At 52.1% G+C, this 23,530-nt stretch carries 23 protein-coding genes; 7 read left to right on the forward strand and 16 right to left on the reverse strand.

Features of this window, described 5'->3' with window-relative positions; translation table 11 throughout:
• Positions 1 to 2: 2 nt before the first annotated feature.
• Positions 3 to 599, reverse strand: coding sequence for a YceD family protein (locus tag ACKPCT_RS07360; RefSeq protein ID WP_319568828.1), 597 nt, complete (start codon positions 597 to 599; stop codon positions 3 to 5).
• Positions 600 to 748: 149 nt separating this feature from the next.
• Complete coding sequence (locus tag ACKPCT_RS07365; RefSeq protein ID WP_319568829.1) at positions 749 to 1,300, reverse strand: ubiquinol-cytochrome C chaperone family protein; 552 nt, start codon at positions 1,298 to 1,300, stop codon at positions 749 to 751.
• Between the two features lie 382 nt (positions 1,301 to 1,682).
• On the opposite strand from ACKPCT_RS07365, the gene ACKPCT_RS07370 reads away from it, so the two are divergent.
• Entirely contained in the window at positions 1,683 to 2,099 is a 417-nt protein-coding gene (locus tag ACKPCT_RS07370; protein WP_319569398.1) for an outer membrane protein assembly factor BamE, read from the forward strand.
• A gap of 102 nt (positions 2,100 to 2,201) precedes the next feature.
• On the opposite strand, the gene thiL is transcribed toward ACKPCT_RS07370, so the two are convergent.
• The 13 genes from thiL to ACKPCT_RS07435 all read right to left on the reverse strand — a co-directional run bounded on the left by thiL (position 2,202) and on the right by ACKPCT_RS07435 (position 14,304).
• Positions 2,202 to 3,206, reverse strand: a complete 1,005-nt coding sequence (gene thiL / locus ACKPCT_RS07375) for a thiamine-phosphate kinase (RefSeq protein WP_319568830.1) — start codon at positions 3,204 to 3,206, stop codon at positions 2,202 to 2,204.
• A gap of 18 nt (positions 3,207 to 3,224) precedes the next feature.
• Positions 3,225 to 3,713, reverse strand: coding sequence for a transcription antitermination factor NusB (gene nusB, locus ACKPCT_RS07380; protein WP_090068807.1), 489 nt, complete (start codon positions 3,711 to 3,713; stop codon positions 3,225 to 3,227).
• The gene (gene ribH / locus ACKPCT_RS07385; RefSeq protein ID WP_090069001.1) at positions 3,710 to 4,168 is read right to left on the reverse strand and encodes a 6,7-dimethyl-8-ribityllumazine synthase; all 459 of its coding nucleotides are present in this window, start codon (positions 4,166 to 4,168) and stop codon (positions 3,710 to 3,712) included. The genes nusB and ribH overlap by 4 nt, the downstream gene beginning before the upstream one ends.
• A gap of 219 nt (positions 4,169 to 4,387) precedes the next feature.
• On the reverse strand, positions 4,388 to 5,734 hold the full coding sequence (locus tag ACKPCT_RS07390; protein ID WP_319568831.1) for an NAD(P)/FAD-dependent oxidoreductase: 1,347 nt from the start codon (positions 5,732 to 5,734) through the stop codon (positions 4,388 to 4,390).
• 76 nt (positions 5,735 to 5,810) lie between these two features.
• On the reverse strand, positions 5,811 to 6,422 hold the full coding sequence (locus tag ACKPCT_RS07395; RefSeq protein WP_319568832.1) for a riboflavin synthase: 612 nt from the start codon (positions 6,420 to 6,422) through the stop codon (positions 5,811 to 5,813).
• A gap of 5 nt (positions 6,423 to 6,427) precedes the next feature.
• Positions 6,428 to 7,540, reverse strand: coding sequence for a bifunctional diaminohydroxyphosphoribosylaminopyrimidine deaminase/5-amino-6-(5-phosphoribosylamino)uracil reductase RibD (gene ribD, locus ACKPCT_RS07400; RefSeq protein WP_319568833.1), 1,113 nt, complete (start codon positions 7,538 to 7,540; stop codon positions 6,428 to 6,430).
• Positions 7,541 to 7,639: 99 nt separating this feature from the next.
• Positions 7,640 to 8,119, reverse strand: coding sequence for a transcriptional regulator NrdR (gene nrdR, locus ACKPCT_RS07405; protein ID WP_090068799.1), 480 nt, complete (start codon positions 8,117 to 8,119; stop codon positions 7,640 to 7,642).
• A 74-nt stretch (positions 8,120 to 8,193) separates the two neighbouring features.
• On the reverse strand, positions 8,194 to 9,507 hold the full coding sequence (gene glyA / locus ACKPCT_RS07410; protein WP_319568834.1) for a serine hydroxymethyltransferase: 1,314 nt from the start codon (positions 9,505 to 9,507) through the stop codon (positions 8,194 to 8,196).
• 269 nt (positions 9,508 to 9,776) lie between these two features.
• Complete coding sequence (locus ACKPCT_RS07415) at positions 9,777 to 9,971, reverse strand: DUF6898 family protein (protein WP_090068796.1); 195 nt, start codon at positions 9,969 to 9,971, stop codon at positions 9,777 to 9,779.
• A gap of 6 nt (positions 9,972 to 9,977) precedes the next feature.
• Positions 9,978 to 11,264, reverse strand: coding sequence for a L,D-transpeptidase family protein (locus tag ACKPCT_RS07420; RefSeq protein WP_319568835.1), 1,287 nt, complete (start codon positions 11,262 to 11,264; stop codon positions 9,978 to 9,980).
• A gap of 538 nt (positions 11,265 to 11,802) precedes the next feature.
• Complete coding sequence (gene ldtR / locus ACKPCT_RS07425) at positions 11,803 to 12,315, reverse strand: transcriptional regulator LdtR (RefSeq protein ID WP_090068792.1); 513 nt, start codon at positions 12,313 to 12,315, stop codon at positions 11,803 to 11,805.
• Between the two features lie 424 nt (positions 12,316 to 12,739).
• Positions 12,740 to 13,162 carry a hypothetical protein gene (locus ACKPCT_RS07430; protein WP_090068790.1) on the reverse strand — a complete coding sequence of 141 codons (423 nt, stop codon included), beginning with the start codon at positions 13,160 to 13,162 and terminating at the stop codon, positions 12,740 to 12,742.
• Positions 13,163 to 13,272: 110 nt separating this feature from the next.
• The gene (locus ACKPCT_RS07435; RefSeq protein WP_319568836.1) at positions 13,273 to 14,304 is read right to left on the reverse strand and encodes an enoyl-CoA hydratase/isomerase family protein; all 1,032 of its coding nucleotides are present in this window, start codon (positions 14,302 to 14,304) and stop codon (positions 13,273 to 13,275) included.
• 317 nt (positions 14,305 to 14,621) lie between these two features.
• On the opposite strand from ACKPCT_RS07435, the gene hemB reads away from it, so the two are divergent.
• Positions 14,622 to 15,641, forward strand: a complete 1,020-nt coding sequence (hemB, locus tag ACKPCT_RS07440; RefSeq protein WP_319569399.1) for a porphobilinogen synthase — start codon at positions 14,622 to 14,624, stop codon at positions 15,639 to 15,641.
• Between the two features lie 34 nt (positions 15,642 to 15,675).
• Here the strand turns inward: hemB and ACKPCT_RS07445 are convergent, their stop codons facing one another.
• Positions 15,676 to 16,218 (reverse strand): GNAT family N-acetyltransferase, encoded by a 543-nt coding sequence (locus ACKPCT_RS07445; RefSeq protein ID WP_244544570.1) that lies wholly within the window; start codon positions 16,216 to 16,218, stop codon positions 15,676 to 15,678.
• 305 nt (positions 16,219 to 16,523) lie between these two features.
• Between ACKPCT_RS07445 and ACKPCT_RS07450 the strand changes: the two genes are divergently transcribed.
• The 5 genes from ACKPCT_RS07450 (at position 16,524) to ACKPCT_RS07470 (ending at position 23,459) form a co-directional block, all read left to right on the forward strand.
• Positions 16,524 to 17,771, forward strand: a complete 1,248-nt coding sequence (locus ACKPCT_RS07450; protein ID WP_319568837.1) for a threonine ammonia-lyase — start codon at positions 16,524 to 16,526, stop codon at positions 17,769 to 17,771.
• 162 nt (positions 17,772 to 17,933) lie between these two features.
• The gene (locus ACKPCT_RS07455; RefSeq protein WP_319568838.1) at positions 17,934 to 19,667 is read left to right on the forward strand and encodes a methyl-accepting chemotaxis protein; all 1,734 of its coding nucleotides are present in this window, start codon (positions 17,934 to 17,936) and stop codon (positions 19,665 to 19,667) included.
• A 342-nt stretch (positions 19,668 to 20,009) separates the two neighbouring features.
• Positions 20,010 to 20,522 carry an RDD family protein gene (locus ACKPCT_RS07460; protein WP_319568839.1) on the forward strand — a complete coding sequence of 171 codons (513 nt, stop codon included), beginning with the start codon at positions 20,010 to 20,012 and terminating at the stop codon, positions 20,520 to 20,522.
• A 270-nt stretch (positions 20,523 to 20,792) separates the two neighbouring features.
• Positions 20,793 to 22,619, forward strand: a complete 1,827-nt coding sequence (locus ACKPCT_RS07465) for an SLC13 family permease (RefSeq protein ID WP_210186632.1) — start codon at positions 20,793 to 20,795, stop codon at positions 22,617 to 22,619.
• Between the two features lie 93 nt (positions 22,620 to 22,712).
• Positions 22,713 to 23,459 (forward strand): arginyltransferase, encoded by a 747-nt coding sequence (locus ACKPCT_RS07470; protein ID WP_090068994.1) that lies wholly within the window; start codon positions 22,713 to 22,715, stop codon positions 23,457 to 23,459.
• Positions 23,460 to 23,530: the final 71 nt, after the last annotated feature.

Consider the following 23,530-nt stretch of genomic DNA (forward strand, 5'->3'; position numbering starts at 1 on the left):
CTCTACTCGTCTTTTGGCTTAGGTTCTTTGAGAACAGCCAGAGCAGCGAAGGGGTTTTCAGATCCATCAAAGGCGGCTTTGTCCTCTATATGACCGGAAAATTCGACACCGGGCGCACGAGGATAGTCGTCAAGACTCAGAGCAAAAAACTCCTCGGCATATTCGCCGACGTCGATTTCCTCACCTTCGAACTCTTCTGGCGGGTCTTCCCCTTCCGGATCAATCACCATTTCGCTCATTGTGGCATTTTCAATCGCGCGTTTGGCAAATTCCGAGCCTTTGGGCACCAGCGTGATTCTGAAAGGTTCGTCGATCTGCTCCACGACAGGTGCCAGCGTCACGACACAGGACTGCTCCACCTCTCCGCGCACGTGCCCTTCGATCTGAACACCGCGCTTTTTCCATGGAGAAACCTTTGCTTCAATAGAAAAGGCATTCACGGCCAGAATACCGAGACGGTCTCGCATTTCATTGAGGGCTTCGGCATCGGCGGATCCCTTGACCATTTCGCCAAGGCTTTTCAACCGAGCGACATTTATTGGCAGGGAGATCACTGGGGCGCGCGGGGCCAGTACAGGATCAGTAGATTTTTTCGACATAATGGCGTTTTCTTCTTTGTGCTCGAACGCGCGATCATGCGTTCGATTGGATGTGCAGTGAGCCGTCGCCAAAAACCTTGGATCGAGTAACAAGCATTTGCGACACACTTCGTCCGGCTCCGAAACAAAGCCTTTTGCAAACTGACTGATCAGTATGCTTGAAAAGGCCCGATTTCGGGAAAATTCAGCTCACCTTTACTGAAATCTTCCATGGACTGCAATTTTAATTTTTCATCGCAGTCAAGGATATAACGGGCCAATCCGGCAGCTTCTGGGCAAGGCTTGCTTTCTTCACCGTATATGTTGCGCGAGAGAGCAATTGCAAGGGCTTCCACACCTTGGTCTCGTGCCTTGTCATAGGCTTCAGCATGCCCATAGAAAGACTGGGCCATCTTCTTGATCTTCTTGGGCACGGAAAGGTCGCCCACCCCCTGCTCCCTCAGGGAGTCATCCATATCCTGGAAGAAACGCCCAAAAACAGCCTGAGACAGCTCCCTATTCTCTGCTGTTTCGCTTTTCATGCGATAGAAAAAAACATAGGCGTGCAAAACGATCATTTCAAACCGGCCTGTGACGGAATCCTCGACAGCATAGCTGAGATAGAATTCTGGCTGCCTCGCCGCCGCCACGATTTGCCGATAGAGATCATCGGCGATTTCTTCTCTCTTTTGGGCTTTGCTTTTGAACAGGTTGAAGATCATCGGGTCATTTCCGTTGGCGGTTTTGCGATAGGCGAAATGAAGCATTCTATAAGGGCAGACAAGTTATCCGGCCATAAGAGCGGACAGACTGTTTGCACAATGCTTTAAATCACCCTTGAGCATTTCACAATGATTGCATTTTTTGTGTAAACGAGATACCGACTAAAGGAAATATGGTTGAAAAGGCAGAGATACTTTCGAGTGGTTTGAAATGTATCTCGATTAGGTTCTTCTGATGCCGCGCGGGTGATCACGCCTGCAGCTGTGTGTGGACCAATTATTACGAGGAGTAGCACCTTCAATGCGCAATGATCGTCCAGTTTCAAATGGCCGCAACACTCATCTGGTTAAGACCCTGCTTTCTCCGGCAAGAGCAGCAGGAATGGCTGCTTGCCTCTGCACGGTCCTGCTATCAGGTTGCTTTACCGAAACAACATCCATCCACGGCTTTGTTCCTTCTGATTATACTCTTGATCAGATTGCCGAAGGCGCCAGCCGTGAACAGGTTCTGCTGACCTTGGGCACCCCTTCCACGACGGCTGATTTCGGCGGTGAGGTATTCTACTATATTTCCCAAACGCGCAAGCAGCCGGTTGCCTTCATGCGTTCGCGCCCTGTCGACCAGACTGTGGTTGCCGTTTATTTCGACGACGAACAGCGCGTTGCGCGCACGGCTCGCTATGGTCTGAAAGATGGCAAGTTGTTCGACTTCTCCCGTCAGGTCACGCCAACAGGTGGCAAGGATACCCAGTTCCTCAGCCGTCTTGTGGAAGGCATTGGCGCAGGTATCGGCGAATAGGAAAGCATTCTTTACGCAAAATAAGTTCCAAAGGGCCTGGCCTCACAAGGTCAGGCCTTTTCTTTTGCCTTGTTGCGGTTTGGGTTCCTTAAGGTGGATACCTTAAAAATGCTCGTAAGAAGGACCTTTGGAGAGAGCCATTTCATGTCCACTCTCATCGAGCAGACACACGCCCTTCCCTTCTGCAACCCTGCCAATTCTGGTGACAGGCACATTCAGTGCAGAGGCCGCCGCCCGGATGGCCTCTCGATCTTGACGACGAGCACAAAAGAGAAGTTCGTAATCATCGCCCCCCGTCAGAGCCACATCTCTGGAAGCCGAGGTTACATCCAGCATCGCTTTGGCAGACAGAGAGAGTGGCACGGCTGCATCGTCCAGATGCAACGCGCAATCGGCCGCGGACGCCATTTTCGCAGCGTCTCCCATCAAGCCATCGGAGATATCCATAGATGCCGTGGCGAACTGGCGTATCAGGGCGAGACCTTGCAAGCGTGGTTGAGGCAGTAGGAAGCGGTTGATGAGAACAGCTTTGCCCTCTTCACCGATTTCAGGATAGTCCTCAGGCTCGCGGCGCAGCAACAACCCCAGAGCGCTATCCCCTATGGTGCCGGTGACATAGACATCCTCGTCAGGCTTGGCATTGCGGCGCAAGATGGTGCGCCCCTTGGGCACTTCGCCAAAAGCGGTGATGGAAAGGGTCAGCCGTTCAGGGCTCTTGACCGTATCCCCGCCAATCAGCGGAAAATCAAAGGCCTGCTGGTCTTCACCAAGCCCTTTACAAAAGCGGGAAAGCCAGTCTTCCGTCCAGTCTGAAGGCAAACCGAGTCCCAACAGGTATCCGACAGGTTTGGCCCCTTTCGAAGCCAGGTCGGAAAGATTGACCCGCAATGCCTTTTTGGCAATCAGCTCTGGTGCGTCATCGGCAAAAAAATGCACATTTGCGACCAGCATGTCCTTTGTAAGAACAAGCTGCTGATCGGACGCCAGATTGAGAAAAGCGGCATCGTCACTGAGACCAAAAGACATATCCGGGTGACACAAGGGCGCAAAATACTGTTTGATCAGCGCGCTCTCACCAAGGCGCACCTGTCCTTCGGCATTGGCCATTGATCACTCCCGGAATGCTTACTGGGTCTTTGCCCTGACTTCATCCTTGCGGATATTGCGCGCCAGAGCATCAAGCACACCGTTGACCATGCGCGGCTCATCCCCTTCAAAGAAGGCTTTGGCCACGTCGATATATTCTGACAGGATCACCGGTGCAGGAACATCCTTGCGGAACATGACCTCATAAAGACCACAGCGCAGGATCGCGCGCATGGTTTGATCGATGCGCGCCAAGGGCCAGCCCTTTTGCAAGGCGCTGTTGATGAGTGGATCCAGTGTTCTCTGTTCGCGCACAACACCACTCACGATATCCCTGAAATAGGCATAGTCCGCTGGCAGATAGAGTTCTTCATCGACTTCTTTACCAAGACGGTAAAGCTCGAACTCCTGCAAAACTTCGGTCAAAGGTGTCCCACCGACATCCATCTGGTAGAGGGCCTGAACGGCCCCCAGCCTGGCAGAGCCACGCTTGTTTGCGGTACGGACAGATTTTTCCTGTTCACTCATTCTTCTATTCCGAATTTCTCGCGTAGCTCAATCATGGTCAATGCAGCACGAGCTGCAGCACCACCTTTATCTTTTTCTTCAACACGCGCACGCGCCCAAGCCTGCTGGCCATTTTCGACGGTCTGGATGCCGTTACCGACGGCCACGCAGCCCTCAACAGCCAACCCCATGATAGCGCGAGCGCTCTCATTGGCGACGATATCGTAATGGGTCGTTTCACCACGGATCACGACGCCAAGAGCAACATACCCGTCATAGTCGGAATAGCCATCTTCAACAGCGGCCATCGCCATTGACAAAGCGGCAGGAATTTCCAGCACACCGGGAACGGCAACGCGCTCGTAAGTCGCACCAGCTTCCTCTAGAGCCTCGACAGCTCCGCGGACCAGTTCATCGGCAAGATCTTCGTAAAACCGGGCCTCGATGATTAGAATATTGGGGGTTTCCTTAGTCATGATTTCCATCCGAAGTCTTGGGGCATGGGGCGGCATAAGCCGAAGGGTTGCCTGTCAAACCATGTCCGCTCGCAGTTGTCCAGCATTTTGTGCAGAATTCACCGGCCAACATCGGACCAGACGCATCATACGTCAAGCCTATATCGTATTGACCTCGAATTTTTTTCGATAATTGCTGAAAAGGCAGAAATCCAACAGACAGACATTGCGGGTCCAGCGCTAAAGCGCTGGTCCAAGAAGCATTGGCGAGCCATCAGTGAATCGCTCAAATCTGAAGCGCGAGATGTCGTGGGTCGGCTTGTTGCCCAGCACCAGATCCTTGACGACCATCGCCGCCCCCGGCCCGAAACCGAACCCGTGGCCGCTAAAGCCTGTCGCAATCACAAGGCCGGGCAGTTTCTCGATCGTGTCGATCAACGGAACGACATCCGGCAGGGCATCCACCATGCCTGCCCAGGCATCTATGATCTGGGGTGATCCGACACCCGGAAAGCGGTTCTCAAAGGCATAGACGGCCCTCTGAACATATTTCATGTTAGGTTGAGGCTCCAGCACACGACATCTCTCAAACGGTGTCTGCTGGTCTGCTGACCAAGACCGCTTGGTGGTCCATGCATCGGGGAAACCTTTGGGCGCCCAGGGAGTGAGGAATGTATGGTCCCAACTTTCCTTCAGAAGCGGAATATATTTGAAGAAATTCCTGAAGGCGTCCGGCCCAATGAAGAAATCATTGCCATCACATACAGCTAGCGTATAACCGCCATCCTTGCGGCGGCGCAGAGCAAAATCTTCATCGGCACTGTTATGCTCAGTGAAGTTGGGCATCGGCGCCGTTTGCATGGCCGTGAGACTCACCGACAGCTGCGGAAAACTTATCCCGTGATTGCGCGCAAACAGCAAAGACCATGCGCCAGCAGCCAGCACGACATGATCGCATTTTACAAGACCCTGCTCGGTATGCAATCCGGTCACGCGCCCCGCTTCAATCTCAAGCGAACGCGCGGCGCAATTCTCGATGATGGTTACGCCTTCCTGATGGGCCAATTTGGCGATAGCCGGTATGGCTTCCCATGGCTCAGCGCGGGCGTCATCAAGCGTAGACGTACCGCCAACCCATTGGTTATTGGATACACCGCCAAAGATATTGGAAACCTCTTTGCTGCCGAGACGCACGGAATTTACCCCATACTTCTCGGCAATGGACATCCAGTCTTCCAGACCCTTCAACTCCTCCTGACTGGAGGCGAGATAATTGATCGGAGTGGTGACGAAACCGGTTGCGCCATCTACCTCGGCATCGGCTTCTTTCCAGAGCCGCAAGGCCTCTATTGCGATGGGAACCTCGGCCTCATCGCGCTCATGCTGACGAATCCAGCCCCAGTTACGGGACGACTGCTCGCCCGATACTCGACCCTTTTCGAGCACGCAAACCTTCTTGCCAGCGCGCGCCAGATATAGAGCCGCAAAGATACCCACGACGCCTGCCCCGATGATGGCGACATCAACAGCTTCAGGTAGCGGATCAGAAAAAAGAATTGGCGTGGTGATGCTGATTTTCTCGACCATGATTGTTTCCTTTATGTGGCGAGAAGGGAGCCCAGACAGGCTCTCCAATTAGACTCAGCAATCTAATATCAGAATTCTAGGATGGCGTATATTCATTCAGTCGTGCGACATAACGAGCCATCATATCCACCTCAAGATTGATCTTGTCGCCCACTGTTTTCTCTTTCCATGCTGTGTTGGAAAGCGTGTGGGGAATAAGGAAGATTGTGAAGTCATCCCCTTCCACATCGTTGACCGTCAGAGAGGTACCATCAAGGCAAACAGACCCTTTAGGCGGAATAAAGCGAGCCAATTGACCTGGTGCCCTGAGCTTAAAGAAAACGCTGTCTGGATGCTCTTGCCGTTCTACCACTTCAGCCACACCATCAACATGACCGAGCACAAGATGACCGCCCAGTTCATCTCCCATTTTAAGGGACCGCTCCAGATTGATTGCAGCCCCTTCTGACCAGCTGGACGCATTGGTCAGATCAAGGGTTTCACGGGCCGACTCGACCGAAAAATAGTTGCGCGCTTCGTCCAGAGAACCAGCTTCAACAACAGTATGGCATACACCGTTGCAAGCGATGGAAGCACCCAGAGCGATTGTCTCGGGGTCAAAATGAGTCGCAATCTTCACCCGCTGTCCCGCAGGAATAGTCTCCTGCTTCATTACTTCGCCAACGTCCGTGATAATGCCGGTAAACATAGCTGCTAATCTCCGTATAAAGCGTCCAAACTTTGAGGGCGAACAAATCTCTTCAGCTTATCCTGCCCCATATTGCAATTCTCTTCCAGAATGAAACCGGCCGATGACAAAGCTTTTTCCGGCAAACCATGCAGCGCTTCAAGGCCATTCAGGCCGATCAACTCAGAGCCTTGGTAGAGGAAAAATTCATCGACGAACCCTGATTTGAGCATTTCATCTGCGAGTTTTGCGCCGCATTCAGCAAAAACTGTATTGATGCCCCGCTCCGCTATGGCTTCAAGGGCCATCTTCAGATCAACATGACCCTCTGGCGTGGCATCGACGCGGAGAATGACGCAGCCTCGGGCCTCTAGCACCTTTGCTTTATCACTGCGCATTTGCCCGGTCGTCACGATCCAGACGGGCGTCTCTTTAGCCGATTGCACAAGAATCGTTTCAACGGGCAAACGCCCCTTGCTATCCAGAACGACGCGCACGGGGGATCGCTTCTCCAACCCCGGTAAGCGCACCGTCAAAGCGGGATTGTCAATCAGCACGGTATCGCAACCAACCAATATTGCATCAGCCCGCGCGCGCAAAGCGTAGGTACGGGATTTGGCCTGCGGCCCGGTAACAGGATAGTTCCCCTGCCCCTTAATGCCGATCATGCCATCACGAGAAAAAGCCATCTTGGCCTGCAGCCATGGCCTATTGCGGACGGTGCGAGAGAGAAAACCGGTCAGGTCGCGATGCGCCCGATCCTGCATGAGCCCAACATCGACAGCGATTCCGGCATTGCGTAGTTTCTCAAAGCCACGGCCAGCCACACGCCTATCCGGATCGGGATGTGCACAGACAACGCGTGCAATACCGGCTTCAATCAAGGCATCAGCGCATGGGCTGGATTTTCCGGTGTGAGAGCATGGCTCCAGAGTGACATAGGCCGTGGCCTCCCTTGCGCGTTCTCCTGCCTCGGCCAAAGCCACACGCTCCGCATGAGGACGCCCGCCTTCTTGCGTCCATCCGCGCCCGACAATTTCCATGCGCCCAGAATTATTGCGGGCAATCACGCACCCAACGGCCGGATTTTCGGCAGTCGCTCCGGCACAGCGGCGCCCAAGACGCAAAGCCAGATCCATCAGTTGTTCATCAGAGAATGTGTGCAAGAGAGTGTGCATACAAGGCCGATCGGTTTGAGGTGGCACAAACGATCCAGACCGCGTCATCCCGTTATTCTGCTACTCGGAGAGATCATCATCCTCGGGGCGAGCGGACGACATTTCGGTCAGCATATCAGAAAAGTCTTTTGCTTCACGGAAATTCTTATAGACGGAAGCAAAGCGAATATAAGCGATTTCATCCAGTCCCTTAAGGCCTACCATCACCAGATTGCCGATATGTTCTGCCGGGACTTCTGCATCGCCCGCGCTTTCAAGCTGCCGCACGATGCCAGAGACCATACGCTCGACCTTTTCGTCTTCTACCGGACGTTTACGAAGGGAAACCTGAACAGAGCGCATCAGCTTGTCACGATCAAAGGGCACTTTACGCCCCGTCCGTTTGATAACAGACAGTTCACGAAGCTGGATACGCTCGAAGGTGGTGAAGCGTCCGCCGCAGCCTGCGCAAAAGCGTCGACGGCGGATCGCCGTATTGTCTTCTGTAGGACGAGAATCCTTGACCTGGGTATCTTCATAACCGCAATAGGGACATTTCATATCTCGACCTCACAATTCATTTATGGGATCACGGCGGGCTGCCAATGGCTTACCAGACTGCCCTGCCGATATGATCAAAGGTCAGGGTAGATCGGGAAGCGATCGGTCAGGGCGATGACCTTTTCCTTCACAGCCGATTCTACGGCGCTATTGCCTTCTTCCCCATTCGCAACGAGACCGTCAAGCACTTCGATAATCAATTTACCGATTTCCTTGAACTCCTCGGTGCCGAAACCACGGGACGTACCAGCTGGTGTACCAAGACGGATACCGGAGGTAATTGCCGGTTTTTCCGGATCGAACGGCACGCCATTCTTGTTACAGGTGATATAGGCACGACCAAGAGCGGCTTCAACAACTTTACCGGTCAGGCCCTTCGGACGCAGGTCGACGAGCAGAAGATGGTTATCCGTACCACCAGCGGCCAGTTCAACACCACCTTCATAGAGGGTATCGGCAAGAGCTTGCGCATTGTCTTTGACAGCCTTTGCATAGACCTTGAAGTCATCGGTGAGCGCTTCACCAAAGGCAACGGCCTTGGCAGCAATAACATGCATCAAAGGACCACCCTGCAGACCCGGGAAGACAGCCGAATTGACCTTCTTGGCGATGTCGGCATCGTTGGTCAGGATCAAGCCACCGCGCGGTCCGCGCAGGGTTTTATGGGTCGTGGAAGTCACGATATCGGCATGCGGGAATGGATTCTCATGCAAGCCAGCAGCGACGAGACCTGCGAAGTGGGCCATGTCCACCATAAGATATGCGCCAACGGAATCAGCGATTTCACGGAATTTCTTGAAGTCGAATTCACGGCTATAGGCAGACCCACCAGCGATGATCAGTTTTGGCTGATGCTCTTTTGCCAGTTCTTCGATCTGGTCAAAGTCAATGCGGCCGTCCTGCTTGCGTACGCCGTACTGGATGGAATTAAACCACTTGCCAGACTGGTTCGGCTTAGCACCGTGGGTCAGGTGACCACCGGCATCAAGGCTCATACCCAGGATGGTGTCGCCCGGTTTGATGAGCGCCATGAAGGCAGCCTGGTTGGCCTGCGAGCCGGAATTGGGCTGTACGTTGGCGAACTCACAACCAAACAGTTTGGTTACACGTTCGATCGCAAGGTTTTCAGCCACGTCAACATGCTGGCAACCACCATAGTAACGACGACCCGAATAACCTTCTGCATATTTGTTTGTCATGACAGAGCCCTGCGCCTGCAGGACTGCTTTGGACACGATATTCTCAGAAGCGATCAGTTCGATCTCGTGTTTTTGACGACCAAGCTCGCTGTTAATCGCAGCGGCAACTGCCGGGTCGGAATTTTCGAGATCGCGGGTGAAGAATTCTGGGAAAATCGCTCCCGAATTGGCACCTTCGTTTGCTGACATGGAACAATACCCCTTCGCGTTTGTTGGGCGATCATAGATCAGAACTAGAGGCAATTGGCTATCACAAATGCCCCTTTGAGTCTGCCTTTAATATTTGACTGAAGGCCACAACATTGTGCGCATTTCGGCAACACCATGTACACCAAATTGCGCCACCATTGTCTTTGTTTCGAGGATTTAGCACACTCCACAGCCAAACCCAAGATGGATTTGCAGCTCTTACATGTAGATCATGAAAGGAATTGTGGGCACAAGGGGCAGAACGCCCCTCACCCATTGCCCAACTGCTCGAGCCTGCGCTTCAATTTGCGGACTGCAAGGTTCTGCAAATCCTGTTTTGATACGCTGGTAGGACCGAAAACACTCACCTCGACACCTGTCGTGGCATCGACAGCCACGGCCTTCACCTGCTGTCCTATAACCGTAAATTCAATATAGATTTCACCGGGTTTAGGCTGGCTCATGAAGATTTATCCCTGAACAGGTGTGCTGGCCGGCGCCATGGCACTCAGACCGTCGCGATCATAAATGTCCTCACGGAAATGAACCATACCTTCACTGGTTGCCCAAGCCGTAATGTAGGTCATGTAAATCGGAACCTTACCGCGGACCGATACATCTTCACGCTCGCCTGAACGGATCACCTCATCAATGGCGAAACGATCCCAGCCCGGGGTGTCTTCAAGAACCCAGACAACAAATTCACGCACATTCTGAACACGCACGCAGCCCGAAGAATGGAACCGGTAGCTGTTGCCAAACAGGGTTTTGGATGGCGTGTCATGCAGGTAAACCGCATATTTATTGTGGAAGTTGATCTTGATGGAACCCATCGAGTTTTTGGCGCCCGGTTCTTGACGGAACTGGTAGTTCAGCGCTTCGTCAGTCGTCCAGTCGACCTGTGAGGCATCCAGCTCAACATTGTTCTTCAGGTCGCGAATATGGATCTTGTTGTCCCGCAAATAGTTGGGGTCCTTGAGCATTTTCGGGATCAAGTCCTTACGAATGATGCTTGCAGGAACATGCCAATAGGGGTTGAAGTTGATTTCATGAATCGTGCTTTTGAGAACCGGTGTCTGACGATCAATCTTGCCAACAACAGCTGTATGGCGGGAATGCACCTGGCCTTCTTCAACAGTTTCGATCTCGGCAGCAGGAATATTGACCATAACATAGCGCTTGCCAAGGAAGCCAGACATTGAGCGCACCCGCACAAGGTTTGTCTCCAACTGACGCAAACGCACCTGCACCGGCACATTCATGGCTGCGAAGGTTTCCTTGCCGATGACACCATCGGGATGAATGCCATGACGCGACTGGAAGCGGCGCACGGCAGCATCAACATAGGAATCGAACACATCGTTGACACCGATATTCTGCATCAGGTCACCGGACATACCCAGACGTTCACGCAGGATAACCACTGCGGGCGATTTATGGCCGAGGCGCAGCACCTGATCATCAGGAACAATCGGCCAACCACCACGCTGCACGATGCCGTAATAAATCTGCATCGCATTTTCAATATTGGATACGGTTGATGGCGAAAGGGTTGGCTCTGCGGTACGGACAGCAGCAACCGTCTGGCCCGGTGTATCAAAACGGTCACCCCATTCGACCGGGCTCTGATTGAGCACTTCATCGATAGGGTTTACCGCTTGTGCAAAAGCCGGGGTTGAAAGGGCTGTCGCAAAACCCGCCACCATTTGAGACCCGGAAGTCAGGAATGTACGGCGATTTATCTTTTGCTTAGTCACGATTTCACTATATCCCGGTTTTGAATTTGTCATGGTCACTTTCGCCATTCTTTTCGCAGAATCCACCTGTGCCAACAGGTTGTATCACATATTCAATTATATCGGCGCCCGAATAAGTTGGGCCGCTCAGAATCACATCAAACAGGAATATTTTCCCAATTGCGATCAGTCTAGAACCCTGACTCGCATGTTTGAAGACCCTAAAGAGCTTTGCTGAACACTTATTACCGCATTCTTAATGAATACTTTTCGGCAACCTGAAAGCAATTGGCAACAGAATGTGGCAAATTCTGGATGTAATGATCACGTTTTTGAAAACTGTTGCAGGAATACCAGACCGGACAAACCAAAAAACCTCGCAAGGACAAGCCTTGCGAGGGAAACTGATACTGGTCAGATTATGAACATCATTGAAACGAGCAGGATATGTCGCTTGCGCTCGCTTTGGCCATCGTTTCAGAAGGAACAGTGCACTCAAGGCTCACTGCAATCGCCCTCTTCTGTCGTTTCTTGCGGGACAGCATGTCAGGGCAATCCGTTAAAGACGATACAGGATCTGGTCGGTCCAGAAGCGTTCCAGACGCTGTAGGGATTTGTTCAGAAGAGCAAAGTCCTCTGTAGCAATTCCACCGACCTGCTCGATCGTCGCGATGTGACGTTCATAGAGCTCGCTCACGATCTGACGCACTTCCAGGCCCTTATCCGATAGGGAGATACGAACAGAACGGCGGTCAACGCGGGAGCGTTCGTGATTGACATATCCCATATCAACCAATTTTTTCAGGTTGTAGGAGACGTTTGACCCTTGATAGTAGCCGCGAGAGCGCAGCTCACCGGCAGTCACTTCAGAATCGCCGATATTGAACAAAAGCAAAGCTTGCACGCTGTTAACATCGGTTCTGCCGCGACGTTCGAATTCATCCTTGATAACATCCAGGAGTCTGCGGTGCAGGCGTTCTACGAGCCTGAGTGCGTCCATGTAGAGTGGTTTAAGCTCTACGTCGCCCTCAGCTTCACTAACTGTTTCCACTGCGCGTTGTGACGTAATCATGTGTTTGAGCCTCGTTTTTGTTTTAACTTGAGCGACGGTTTGTCCGCCTTTGAACTCACAGTAGCCGTCGCTAAATAAAATCTGCTTAAGCAACAGCCTTAACAAAGCCCTAATCGCGCTAATTCTACATAATTTGCGTCGAGTTCTGCATCCGTGGTAAATAACAGGTTATCAATTTTATTAAACACTCTGGTTCTTGCGTATATTTACTTCACAAAAGCCGCTTGTATCTCTTTAAAACATCGGAATACGCCATTTCTTCATCATCTATTTACAAATGCACTAACAAAACCTTTCCCAAATGGTTCACATCCTAGCAAGTTATTCCCAACAAACCGCAGCTCTAAAGAAAAAACGTAAGCACGCCCCGCTGGTCGGATAATTTACCCGGCCTTCCAAAAATGAATGGATGATGGAAATGGATTCAGATTTCCTGCTGCCTTGAAGATCGGTAGACAAGCCAGGCACAACAGATTGATAACGCAATCAACCCCAAAGTATGCGCAATGGTAATGAGGCCGGAATATAAGGTAAAGTCCTCAACCAGCAAGATGGCCAGTGCCTGGGTTACTGCGCTCAGAACCCACATGACAACACCCCAGAATGCCAACTGCCATACACCAACAGACGCGATGAGGAAGGAGCAGGCCAGAATGACCCGACCGACAGGAGCGAGCCAAATTCCGCGCTGAAGTCCGCTCTCTCCGAACACACCAAGAATATCAACCCAATAGAATAAGCCACTCAACATCAGGGCGATGCTCCCGACACGCGCCAGAACAATCAGCCAATAAGGCAAATTCTCACCCCAGTATTTCGGGGAAACATCGGTCAATCTGAGCGTCATGGCAGTTTCTATTCAGTCTTTGCATACGCGGAAGCAGGATCGCATCCGCATGAGTAGTGTCCCTCTGACGCCCATAAATATGCAACGCCAGTGAGTCAGATCATAGGCTCTTATGAGCCATTGAACAATTCGCGATCCGGATCAAGAGGCAAGAAATAGGACAGCACCTTTTCCTCTGAAACATCATCAAAAGAAGCAGGCTCCCACTTGGGCGCCCCATCCTTATCGACAATCGTGGCCCTCACTCCCTCATAAAAGTCATTATCATTGAGAATACGCTCAAGGATTCGATATTCCATGGCCATGCAGTCTTCAAAACTCAACGTCGCTCCGCGGCGCATTTGTTCAAAGGCAACATACACCGACATTGGAGAACGGGAGAGCATCAAATCAAGCGTCTCTTTTGCAAAAGGGTGCGGATTGGCATTCAGATTCGCAATAATTTCCGAAACCGAGCTTCCAGAAAACGCATTTTCAATCACGCTCAGCTTCCCTTCCTCAAGCCCCTCTCCTTTTGCCTCTCCAGCATATTGGGCCAAGCAGGTTTCCGGATCGGCACCATTGGAAATTTCTTCCAGAATGGATGCAAATTGATCCAGTTCGATAGGGTGGGTCACCAGTCCAAATTTCAAACAGTCTGCCTGCCCCAACCGCGCACCAGTCATGCCGCAATAAAGGCCCACATTACGGGGCATGCGCGGAAGGAAATACGCTCCGCCGACATCGGGGAAAAAGCCGATTCCCGTTTCGGGCATGGCAAAGAGGGTCTTGCTACCCGCTGCAATATAGCGCCCATGGAAGGATAGACCTACCCCTCCCCCCATGACTATGCCATCAACCAGTGAAATATAGGGCTTTGGATAGCGGAACATCGCGCAATTCATCAGATATTCAACGCGGAAGAAATCGTAAGGCGGGTTTGCGCGATTATTATAGACGAAACGGATATCAGCCCCGGCGGAAAAAGCGCGCTCACTGGCAGATGTGAGAATGACGGCCTTGACGGCATCATCACTTTCCCAATGTTTGAGCTGGTTTGAAAGCGCGTTGATCATGTCTATGGTCAGGGCATTGAGCGCTTTTGTCCTGTTGAGGGTAACAAGTCCTACGCATCCACGTTTCTCAAATAAAATGTCATCCATGATCTTGCCCTGCGCACTGAGCGCTCATCTTCATTGTTTGATCCAAATTTTGCTGACTTTTCAATATAGCGTCCGCCTGACGCGATCAAGTAAGACAATGAAGCGACCGGGATGATGCTCAAGCATGGACCATGGTTTCAACAGGCCGGCCATCATTACCAATTGGTCAGTTTTGTTCTGCTTGCAAGTTGATTAGCATTGGGCACGACTTTCCCAAGACAGCCTTCAGTTTGCAGCGCCTTGACTGAAAGGGAGCGCAACGGGCTGGCCAAGTTTCAAGGACCTATAATGCAATGACAAACTCTTCCAAATCCACCATGGACACGCCACTTTCTGCCATGACCGATGTCGGCAGCATCACAGGGGGACGTCGGATGCGCAGGAATCGTCGTAGCGATTGGTCCCGTCGTCTGATCCGCGAAAATGCCCTGACCGTCAATGACCTGATCTGGCCAATCTTTGTGATGGATGGCGACAATGAAGCCCAACCGATTGGTGCCATGCCCGGCGTGGACCGCTTGAGCATCGATAACGCTGTGCGAGCTGCCGAAAAAGCTGCCACACTTGGTATTCCCGTCATCGCCCTCTTCCCCTATACCAATCCGGATTTGCGCGATGATGAGGGCAGCGAAGCCCTCAATGAGAACAATCTCATCTGCCGCGCCCTCCGAGCCATCAAAAAGGAAGTGCCCGAAGTAGGGCTGATGACGGATGTGGCGCTAGACCCTTACACAAGCCATGGCCACGATGGTTTGCTGCGTGATGGCATCATCCTCAATGACGAAACCGTGGAGCAACTGACGCGTCAGGCTCTCGTGCAGGCAGAAGCTGGCTCGGACATCATCGGTCCATCAGACATGATGGATGGCCGCATCGGGGCCATTCGCGCCGTGCTCGACAATCAGGGTTACACCGACACACAGATCATGGCCTATACGGCCAAATATGCGTCAGCCTTCTACGGTCCGTTCCGTGAAGCAGTCGGTGCCAATTCGACCCTTAAAGGCGACAAACAAACCTATCAGATGGACCCTTCCAACACGGATGAAGCCCTCATGGAAGCCCAGCTGGATATCAATGAAGGCGCAGACATGCTGATGGTCAAACCCGGCATGCCTTATCTGGACGTTCTTCGTCGATTGAAAGACGAATTCGCCATGCCAACCTTTGCCTATCAGGTTTCAGGCGAATATGCGATGCTCTGCGCGGCTGGCCAGAATGGCTGGCTTGATCAGGAACGCGTCATGTGGGAAAGCTTGCTGGCATTCAAGCGCGCAGGTGCAGACGGCATTCTGACCTATTTTGCACCGACGATTGCCGAAACCCTCAAACGCTAAGTTCCAGCTTGACCATTTTCTTGTGAGACCGGCCTTACAGGTCGGTCTGCTCAAGGATCTTGTACATATAGGTCGTAGAATCCAGACGATCACAATCTGCAGCTCTGGCAAAATTGGGGATACGTCCAGCGATCTTGTAATCAAGAAGAATATAGAGCGGCTCAGCCTGATCACCCGAGCGGGTATCAAGTGTGATGAGGCTCTTGCCCAAGGCTCTTGCCTCTTCCTCGAGATTTTCCATCAAGGTCGTGGCAATGCCCCGCTTGCGATAGTCGGGATGCACCAACAGTTTGGCCACCTCACATCGATGGGTCTGGTTGGGCGGCAGGTTCGTCTGCAGTTGGACGGTTCCGACAAGGCGGTCATCAGCCCGCGCAACCAACAAGACGGTTTCGCCCTTTTCCACCTTGGGGAAGACATCTTTAAGCCAAAAGCTGCGTGCATCTTCTTTGCTAAACGGATGAATGAAGCTGACACTGGCACCATTTTGAACGCACCCGTGCAGGATAGAGGCCAGATCATCAAGGGTTTCATTAAGCTTTTCAGCCTTCAAGGTCTGATAGACAATTTCTGACACTCGACCATTCCTTCACTATTCTCATTCATTTTAGGCCTCCGGCAAAATAAAAGCAGACCTTGTTTTGAGCAGTCTTCTGCCGCTTTCAGCTTTCGTATGAAACTAGCGCACGGGAAATGGTCAAAACAGTTCTTTATCTCTTCATCAACGAAAAAAGGCGAGGTTCGACAACCACCAGCACTCTTCCCGACTGGTTTTTCCGATCCGGATACCACCTTCGCTTTAAGTGGTGCAAAATCATTTGAATGCGCGGCGATGTTAAGGCATTGTCTCTGAACCATTTCCTACCAAAGCGAGCCCATGTGATGTCTGATCGTTCTTCCGCCTCAAACCGCCCAACTCTCTCTGACATCATGCAGGCTGCCGACAAGATCAAGGGCGCGGTTCTGCGCACTCCGACGCTACCCGCCAAACAGCTCTCCGACATTCTGGGCGCGAACATCTACGTCAAATATGACAATATGCAGGTGACCAACGCCTTCAAGGAACGGGGCGCGCTTAACAAGCTGCTGTCTCTGAGCGAAGATGAGCGCAAGCATGGCGTTATTGCCATGTCCGCAGGCAACCATGCACAGGCCGTGGCGCTTCATGCGACGAGACTGGGTATTCCTTCTCTCATCGTCATGCCGGAATTTACGCCCTTTGTAAAAGTCGCGGCCACGAAAGGCTTTGGTGCTGAAGTTATTCTGGAGGGCGAAACTGTCGCCGAAGCCGGGGACGCGGCCATGCGCCTTGCCAAAAACAGAGGCCTCACCTTCGTTCACCCCTATGATGACTATAAGATCATCGCCGGACAGGGCACCATCGCTTTGGAAATGCTCGCCGACGAGCCGGATCTCGAGACATTGATCGTGCCCATCGGCGGAGGTGGCATGATTTCCGGCATAGCCATTGCCGCCAAGAGCATCAACCCGCAGATCGAAGTAATAGGGGTTGAGAGTGAACTCTATCCAACGATGTATAATGAGCTCAAGCACAAGGACCTGTTCTGCGGGGGACAGTCTCTTGCCGAAGGCATTGCCGTCAAGAAAGCTGGCAAATTGACCGCTGAAATCGCCTCAGAGCTTCTGGACGACATCATATTGGTGACAGAACGCGACATAGAGCGCGCCATCAACGCCTACGCGACCTATCTCAAGACGATGGCAGAAGGCGCCGGAGCGGTGCCATTGGCTGCCGTTATCGCCGAGCCGGCCCGTTTCAAGGATAAGAAAGTTGGTCTGGTTCTGGGGGGTGGCAATATCGACCCTCGCCTACTCTCCTCGATTATCGTGCGCCAGCTTGGCAGAAAGCAGCAGATCGTCGGACTGCGGATCACCATTCCGGATCGCCCGGGTATTCTCGCCGAACTTTCCAGCATCATCGGAGACCTTGGTGGCAATATTCTGGAGGTCGATCATCACCGCACATTCCTGAATGTTCCAGTCAAGGGAGCCTCCATAGATATTACCATCGAAACCCGCGATGCGGCTCACGCCAATGAGATCATCATGGCCATCGAATCAGCGGGACACAGTGTGGAATATCTCAACAAACCGGACATTTCTGACTAAAATTTTCTCGTAAAAACAGGTAATTTTACTATGAGATGCAGAAATTTTTCTTGTGATTACAGGTTTTTTTGGCACCTTGAATTATTTCGTTAACCATTTTCAAGTGCATCTGCATTGATAATTTTCTCATGTGTCCTTTTTACTAGAAGAACCTTGAGACCGATGTCGCAGCATAGCCAACAAAACAACCTTTCAGAGCTGGAACAAACCTTCTCCTTTATTTCCGCAGGAACCGCAACCAACGGCATTCAGGCGGTAACCCAGAAGCTGGAAAAAGACCTTCCTTCTGTGTCCAAGACGATTCGTTCTTGCATTGACCAGCAAACGGATTTGGCGCGCATGTTCCAACCTTCAATGGGGAGCCAGACCACGGCAACGCTGGGTCAACCCGCACACCTTGCCAGGATGCTGAAGGCTTCCAGCCCCTCCGAGATTGTGCGCAACAGCAATGAGAACGGCGCAGCACTCAAGGCATCAGGTGCAAGCGCCAATGCTGTCATGGCGCTCTATGCCAGATCACTCCTTGAGTTGGTGCCTTCCATTGCCAAATCCCATCGAGGCGGCAGCAAAGCGCAGATTGGAGAGATGCAAAATGTCATCGCTCTCGTCTTCTCCGATATGATAGGCACCTTATCTGCTCTTGGTGGAACAAAGGGGGTGGCCTCTCAGGGCGAGAATGCCTGCCATCAGGGCAACTTGCGCGCCCTATCCAATGCTGCGGTCGAAATCAATGAAATCTGCGCTGACATGGCCATTCTCACGCGCAACACCCACACCGCCACGAGCAATGTACAGGCAATCTCGGCTGCGGTTTCCGAGTTGGCTGGATCAATCGGCCAGATTTCCGAAACATCGGATCTAACGGCTGATGGCGCCAAAGAGACACATCAAACGGTCACGCAGGGGCTCGCCACAATGCAGGCCGTATCCTCGGCCATGACCAACATTGCAACCGCTTCATCACAAACGGAGACGAGCCTCAATGACCTTGTACAAGCGTCTGAGCAGATCGGCTCGTTCCTTACGGTCATCGACAAAATCGCCAACCAGACCAATCTGCTGGCGCTCAACGCCACAATAGAAGCTGCTCGCGCGGGTGAAGCTGGTAAAGGCTTTGCCGTGGTTGCTAACGAGGTCAAGGCGCTCGCCGGACAAACAACCAAGGCGACGGAAGACATCACCAACCGTATCAACGCGCTCAGCGGCGGCATGCGCACCATTCAAACGGCTGTCTCAACCTCTCGTGAAGCGATTGGTGATGGTGAAAACGCGATTCATGGTGCGAACCAGTTGATGGAGCAGATCGGTTCGCAGGTGGGTGAGGTCAACCGCAACATGCAGGAAGTCTCCCAGATTATCCAACAGCAAACCGTTGCGACGCAGGAGATTTCTGAATCGGTCACAGGCGTGGCCGAACTGAATGCCGAAAATGAAAAAATGCTCATCGGCATGTCTGACACGCTCCAGAACAGCAACGACCATTTTGCAGAGAATGCCAGCACCCTGTTCCAGGATGGTGATGCATTGTCCCTTTGCGAAATGGCCAAGATCGATCATGTGCTGTTCACCAAGCGCATCGTCAATATTCTCACAGGTCGTGAAAATGCCAAAACTGCCAAGCTGGCCGATCACCACGGCTGCCGTCTGGGGCAATGGTATGACGGTATCAACGATCCGGAAATCCGGCGTCTCCCGGCCTTCACCGCATTGGAGGCTCCGCACAAGAAAGTTCATGATGTAGCAATCCAAATCGTCAAGGCCTGCGCAGAAGACAAAAAGGATGAAGGTTTTGGTCTTTTGCGTGATCTGGAAAAAGCCAGTTCTGACGTCATTGACAGCATTTCACGCCTTGTAGCGACACTGGAACAGAAAAGCTCCCTGCGGGCCGCTTCCTGACGTCGCCTCAACTGACAAACAAAGAGGCATATCAAAGAGCGTGATATGCCCCTTTTGTTTGCCTCTATATCGGACAGCCCACACGGGCAAATATCCGCTCGACGATTGCCAATATTCTCCTGCGCATGCTGTAAAAAACAGTCTAATATCCGTCACGTCGCCACGAATTTTATTAGACGGTTATTGACGCTCGATTTTCAAGAGCCGTTTTTCACTATATTTTCTCACCAAAAACCGAAATATCCTTGAAAAGTCCTCTCAAGATACGCACCTCATCTATATCAATTGCGCACTCCGCCCGACACGGGCAAACAGACAGGACCAGAAAGGATCCTCTTTTCGATGAACAACGCCAATGCGGCTTACGAACCAAACGCGGAACGCAGGAATGCATTCAACCCGGACATGCATCCAGCCCTATTTGATGGCATTCTCTCCCGCCGCATTCTGGCCTTTCTCATCGACTCTTTTCTGATCATGCTTTTGATGATCGCGGCATCGCTGGTTATTGCCGTGGTGGGCGTTATCACTTTCGGGCTAGGTTGGCTGCTCTATGCTGCGTTGCTCCCCATCGTGGCCCTGCCCTATATCGGTTTGACACTGGGCGGCTATAAAGCGGCGACACCGGGAATGCGTGTGATGGGGCTAGAGATGCGGCTGTGGTATGGTGCCAAACCCTATGCGCTGTTGGCCATCATGCACAGTCTACTATTCTGGTTTGGCAACACGATCCTGACGCCCCTCATCATTCTCGTCGGGCTTTTCACCCGCCGCAAGCAACTGCTGCACGACATGATTCTCGGCACCATGATCATGGATCGCGATGCCCTTCGGGATCTTGAATCCTTGCATTAAGTTGCCGTTTTCATGATTTGTTTTATTTCAAGTGCCCGCTTTTGGCGGGCATTTGCATTTTGATGCTAGCTTTTAGGCTCGTCAGTGGGCTTTGTGTCTAATTCCATACGGATATCAGCAGATTGCCTTTGCAAATAGGTCAATAATCTGATTTTCTTATGCCCTGAAGGCCATTTTAGGTCCTTCCAAATCTATAATTTATTTGGTCATGCGTTTTCTTGGGAGACACCGTCTGCGCTCTTTGTCAGGCTGGTAAGGACTGTCTTACTTATGTACCTAACTGCTGAAGTGCAAATGTGGCTCACGTTTGCCGTTATTCTTTTCTCGATTGTTTCCTACAGTCTCGAATATTTTTCGATCGAAATTACAGCTTTAGGCTCATTGCTGCTTCTGATGCTGGTATTTGTCGGATTGCCCGCAACCAGCGAAGCTTCGGATCTTGTTTCTCTTGACGATCTTCTGGCGGGGTTTGCCAACCCGGCACTCATTGCCGTCTTGGCTCTTCTCATAATCGGTCAGGGTCTGTTTCAAACAGACGCTCTGGATAAACCGGCGCAACATATCACGAAGCTAGCCAAGAGACATCGATATATAGCCTTTGTCGGCGTCTATATTTCCGCGGCTTTCATCAGTGCCTTTATCAATAACACCCCAGTGGTTGTGATGTTCATTCCCATCATGACGGTTGTGGCTGGCAACTTGCGTCTGTCGTCTTCCAAAGTGCTGATGCCCTTGTCCTTCATCTCTATTCTGGGAGGTATGACAACGCTGATCGGCTCATCGACCAACCTTCTGGTCGCCGATGCAGCCCGCAAGGCGGGAGTGCTTGATCTCAATTTCTTCGACTTCACCGAAATCGGGCTGATGGTATCGAGTATCGGTGCCATTTATGCGCTTTTGGTGATGCCGAAAATCTTGCAGAATCGCAAGAGCATGGCGGATCAGCTCAGCCAAACGACCGGCAAGCAATTCATTGCCCAGATCCCCTTGAGCGAAGGCGACGCACTTGTCGGAAAAAAGGCCGTTGCTGGCATGTTCCCCGATCTCAAGGACATGACCGTCAGGCTCGTGCAGCGGGGCGAGACGCCCCATTTGCCCCCTTTTGACAATGTTACCCTGCAGGCGGGAGACACGGTTGTCGTGGCGGCAACCCGTCAGGCCCTGACGACCGCCCTTAAGGGTGGACACAAAATGGCGAAAGTGGCCGACAATCAGCGTTTGAAGGAAATTTCGCCCAAGACAGACGTCACGCTCGCAGAGGTCATCGTACCACCGGCCTCGCGCATGTCCGGACAAACCATCGCGCAAGCTTCTTTCCGTTCCAAAACCAATTGTATCGTGCTCGGTGTTCAGAGACGCTCTCGTATGCCACGCATGGCCATGAGTGACATTCGCCTGGAGGCGGGCGACGTATTGCTCGTAGGCGGAGCCCGTGACGATGTGGAGGCATTGCGTCTCAACAAGGATCTGTTGCTCATCGAGCTTTCCAGCACCGATGTGCCACGCCGACGTTACGCTCCCCGCGCGATCCTCATTTTTCTGGCGACAGCCTTGGCGACAGCTTCGGGTTTACTGCCCATTGCCACGGCGGCGCTGGCAGGTGCCTTTTGCATGATCGTCTTCAAGTGCCTCAACCTGCGGCAGGCTGTGCGCTCGCTTGATAGCAGAATCTATATGCTGGTGGGGTCATCGCTCGCCAGTGCTGTCGCGCTTCAGAATACGGGTGGGGCGAAATTCATCGCTGGCGCGGTCGTTGACGCCATGCAGGGTCAAGACGGCTGGGTGCTGCTCTCAGGCCTGTTCTTGCTCGTTGCCGTGTTGACGAATATCCTGTCAAATAACGCAACGGCTGTGCTGTTTGCGCCCATCGCAATCTCCATTGCAAACCAGACCGGCCTCCCGGTTGAACCCTTTGTCGTCTGCGTCATACTGGCTGCCAACTGCTCGTTTGCCACCCCTATCGGCTATCAGACCAATCTGCTTGTCATGGGCCCCGGCCACTATCGATTTGCAGATTTCCTGTGGGCTGGCATTCCGCTCATGATCATCATCTGGCTGAGCTTTACCTTCATTGCTCCGTGGTACTATGGGCTATGAGGCTTTAGGTGAATCCTTTATAGACCTCAGTTGTACTTTTCTTGACGTTGCAAATCTGTTTTGATGGATTCTGACAAGGAACTATTGCAACAAATGACAAGACACGCCCTAGAGAATCCGCAATTCTATTTGACCTCACCACAAGACTGTCCCTATCTCGACGATAGGCAGGAGAGGAAGATTTTTACCTATCTCGTGGGTGCAGAAGCCAAGAATCTCAATGATCTCTTGTCCGTAGGTGGCTTTCGCAGAAGCCAGACGATTGCTTATCGCCCCGCTTGCGCGGACTGCAATGCCTGCAAGTCCGTGCGCGTTTTGGTTCCCCAGTTTGAATTCTCCAAGAATCAGCGAAAGATCCTCAAGCGCAACAGTGATCTTGTCCGCATAGTAAAACCCGCTCTGGCAACGTCCGAACAATATGCCCTGTTCCACCGCTATTTACGATCCCGCCATGATGATGGAGGCATGGTGGAAATGACCGAAGCGGACTATATCGCCATGATAGAAGAGACCCACATTGAGACGATTGTCGTCGAATATCGACGCCGTGTAGAGGGCCATGCAATCACCGGCAGCGCTCACGGTGAGCTTATCGCTGTTGCTCTCACCGATGTGCTGGATGATGCAACATCCATGGTCTACAGCTTCTTTGCGCCAGATATGGATCGCCGCAGCCTTGGCACCTACATCATTCTGGACCACATCCGGCAGGCCATCGAAAATGGCCTCTCCTATGTCTATCTGGGCTACTGGGTGGCCGAGTCTGCCAAGATGTCCTACAAGACGCGTTTCAAGCCGCTGGAAGTTTTAAGTTCTGAGGGCTGGACGTGCCTTGATTAAATCTCATTTTTGATGTTTTTCACCCACAACCACGATTTCCCTTGAAACTTAGGGAGGGTGATTCACGACAA

Origin of the sequence: Cohaesibacter marisflavi (assembly GCF_963665895.2) — a bacterium.
In the GTDB taxonomy this organism is placed as follows: domain Bacteria; phylum Pseudomonadota; class Alphaproteobacteria; order Rhizobiales; family Cohaesibacteraceae; genus Cohaesibacter; species Cohaesibacter marisflavi.

What these genes read in the sequence shown, in the direction of transcription:
- ACKPCT_RS07360 (WP_319568828.1), bottom strand. Translation starts at nt 599, where the DNA reads ATGTCGAAAAAATCTACTGATCCTGTACTGGCCCCGCGCGCCCCAGTG.
- nrdR (WP_090068799.1), bottom strand. Translation starts at nt 8,119, where the DNA reads ATGAAATGTCCCTATTGCGGTTATGAAGATACCCAGGTCAAGGATTCT.
- ACKPCT_RS07365 (WP_319568829.1), bottom strand. Translation starts at nt 1,300, where the DNA reads ATGATCTTCAACCTGTTCAAAAGCAAAGCCCAAAAGAGAGAAGAAATC.
- ACKPCT_RS07415 (WP_090068796.1), bottom strand. Translation starts at nt 9,971, where the DNA reads ATGAGCCAGCCTAAACCCGGTGAAATCTATATTGAATTTACGGTTATA.
- thiL (WP_319568830.1), bottom strand. Translation starts at nt 3,206, where the DNA reads ATGGCCAATGCCGAAGGACAGGTGCGCCTTGGTGAGAGCGCGCTGATC.
- ribH (WP_090069001.1), bottom strand. Translation starts at nt 4,168, where the DNA reads ATGACTAAGGAAACCCCCAATATTCTAATCATCGAGGCCCGGTTTTAC.
- ACKPCT_RS07455 (WP_319568838.1), top strand. Translation starts at nt 17,934, where the DNA reads ATGTCGCAGCATAGCCAACAAAACAACCTTTCAGAGCTGGAACAAACC.
- ACKPCT_RS07460 (WP_319568839.1), top strand. Translation starts at nt 20,010, where the DNA reads ATGAACAACGCCAATGCGGCTTACGAACCAAACGCGGAACGCAGGAAT.
- ACKPCT_RS07435 (WP_319568836.1), bottom strand. Translation starts at nt 14,304, where the DNA reads ATGGATGACATTTTATTTGAGAAACGTGGATGCGTAGGACTTGTTACC.
- ldtR (WP_090068792.1), bottom strand. Translation starts at nt 12,315, where the DNA reads ATGATTACGTCACAACGCGCAGTGGAAACAGTTAGTGAAGCTGAGGGC.
- ACKPCT_RS07370 (WP_319569398.1), top strand. Translation starts at nt 1,683, where the DNA reads ATGGCTGCTTGCCTCTGCACGGTCCTGCTATCAGGTTGCTTTACCGAA.
- ACKPCT_RS07450 (WP_319568837.1), top strand. Translation starts at nt 16,524, where the DNA reads ATGTCTGATCGTTCTTCCGCCTCAAACCGCCCAACTCTCTCTGACATC.
- ribD (WP_319568833.1), bottom strand. Translation starts at nt 7,540, where the DNA reads ATGGATCTGGCTTTGCGTCTTGGGCGCCGCTGTGCCGGAGCGACTGCC.
- nusB (WP_090068807.1), bottom strand. Translation starts at nt 3,713, where the DNA reads ATGAGTGAACAGGAAAAATCTGTCCGTACCGCAAACAAGCGTGGCTCT.
- ACKPCT_RS07390 (WP_319568831.1), bottom strand. Translation starts at nt 5,734, where the DNA reads ATGGTCGAGAAAATCAGCATCACCACGCCAATTCTTTTTTCTGATCCG.
- glyA (WP_319568834.1), bottom strand. Translation starts at nt 9,507, where the DNA reads ATGTCAGCAAACGAAGGTGCCAATTCGGGAGCGATTTTCCCAGAATTC.
- ACKPCT_RS07395 (WP_319568832.1), bottom strand. Translation starts at nt 6,422, where the DNA reads ATGTTTACCGGCATTATCACGGACGTTGGCGAAGTAATGAAGCAGGAG.
- ACKPCT_RS07465 (WP_210186632.1), top strand. Translation starts at nt 20,793, where the DNA reads ATGTACCTAACTGCTGAAGTGCAAATGTGGCTCACGTTTGCCGTTATT.
- hemB (WP_319569399.1), top strand. Translation starts at nt 14,622, where the DNA reads ATGGACACGCCACTTTCTGCCATGACCGATGTCGGCAGCATCACAGGG.
- ACKPCT_RS07430 (WP_090068790.1), bottom strand. Translation starts at nt 13,162, where the DNA reads ATGACGCTCAGATTGACCGATGTTTCCCCGAAATACTGGGGTGAGAAT.
- ACKPCT_RS07470 (WP_090068994.1), top strand. Translation starts at nt 22,713, where the DNA reads ATGACAAGACACGCCCTAGAGAATCCGCAATTCTATTTGACCTCACCA.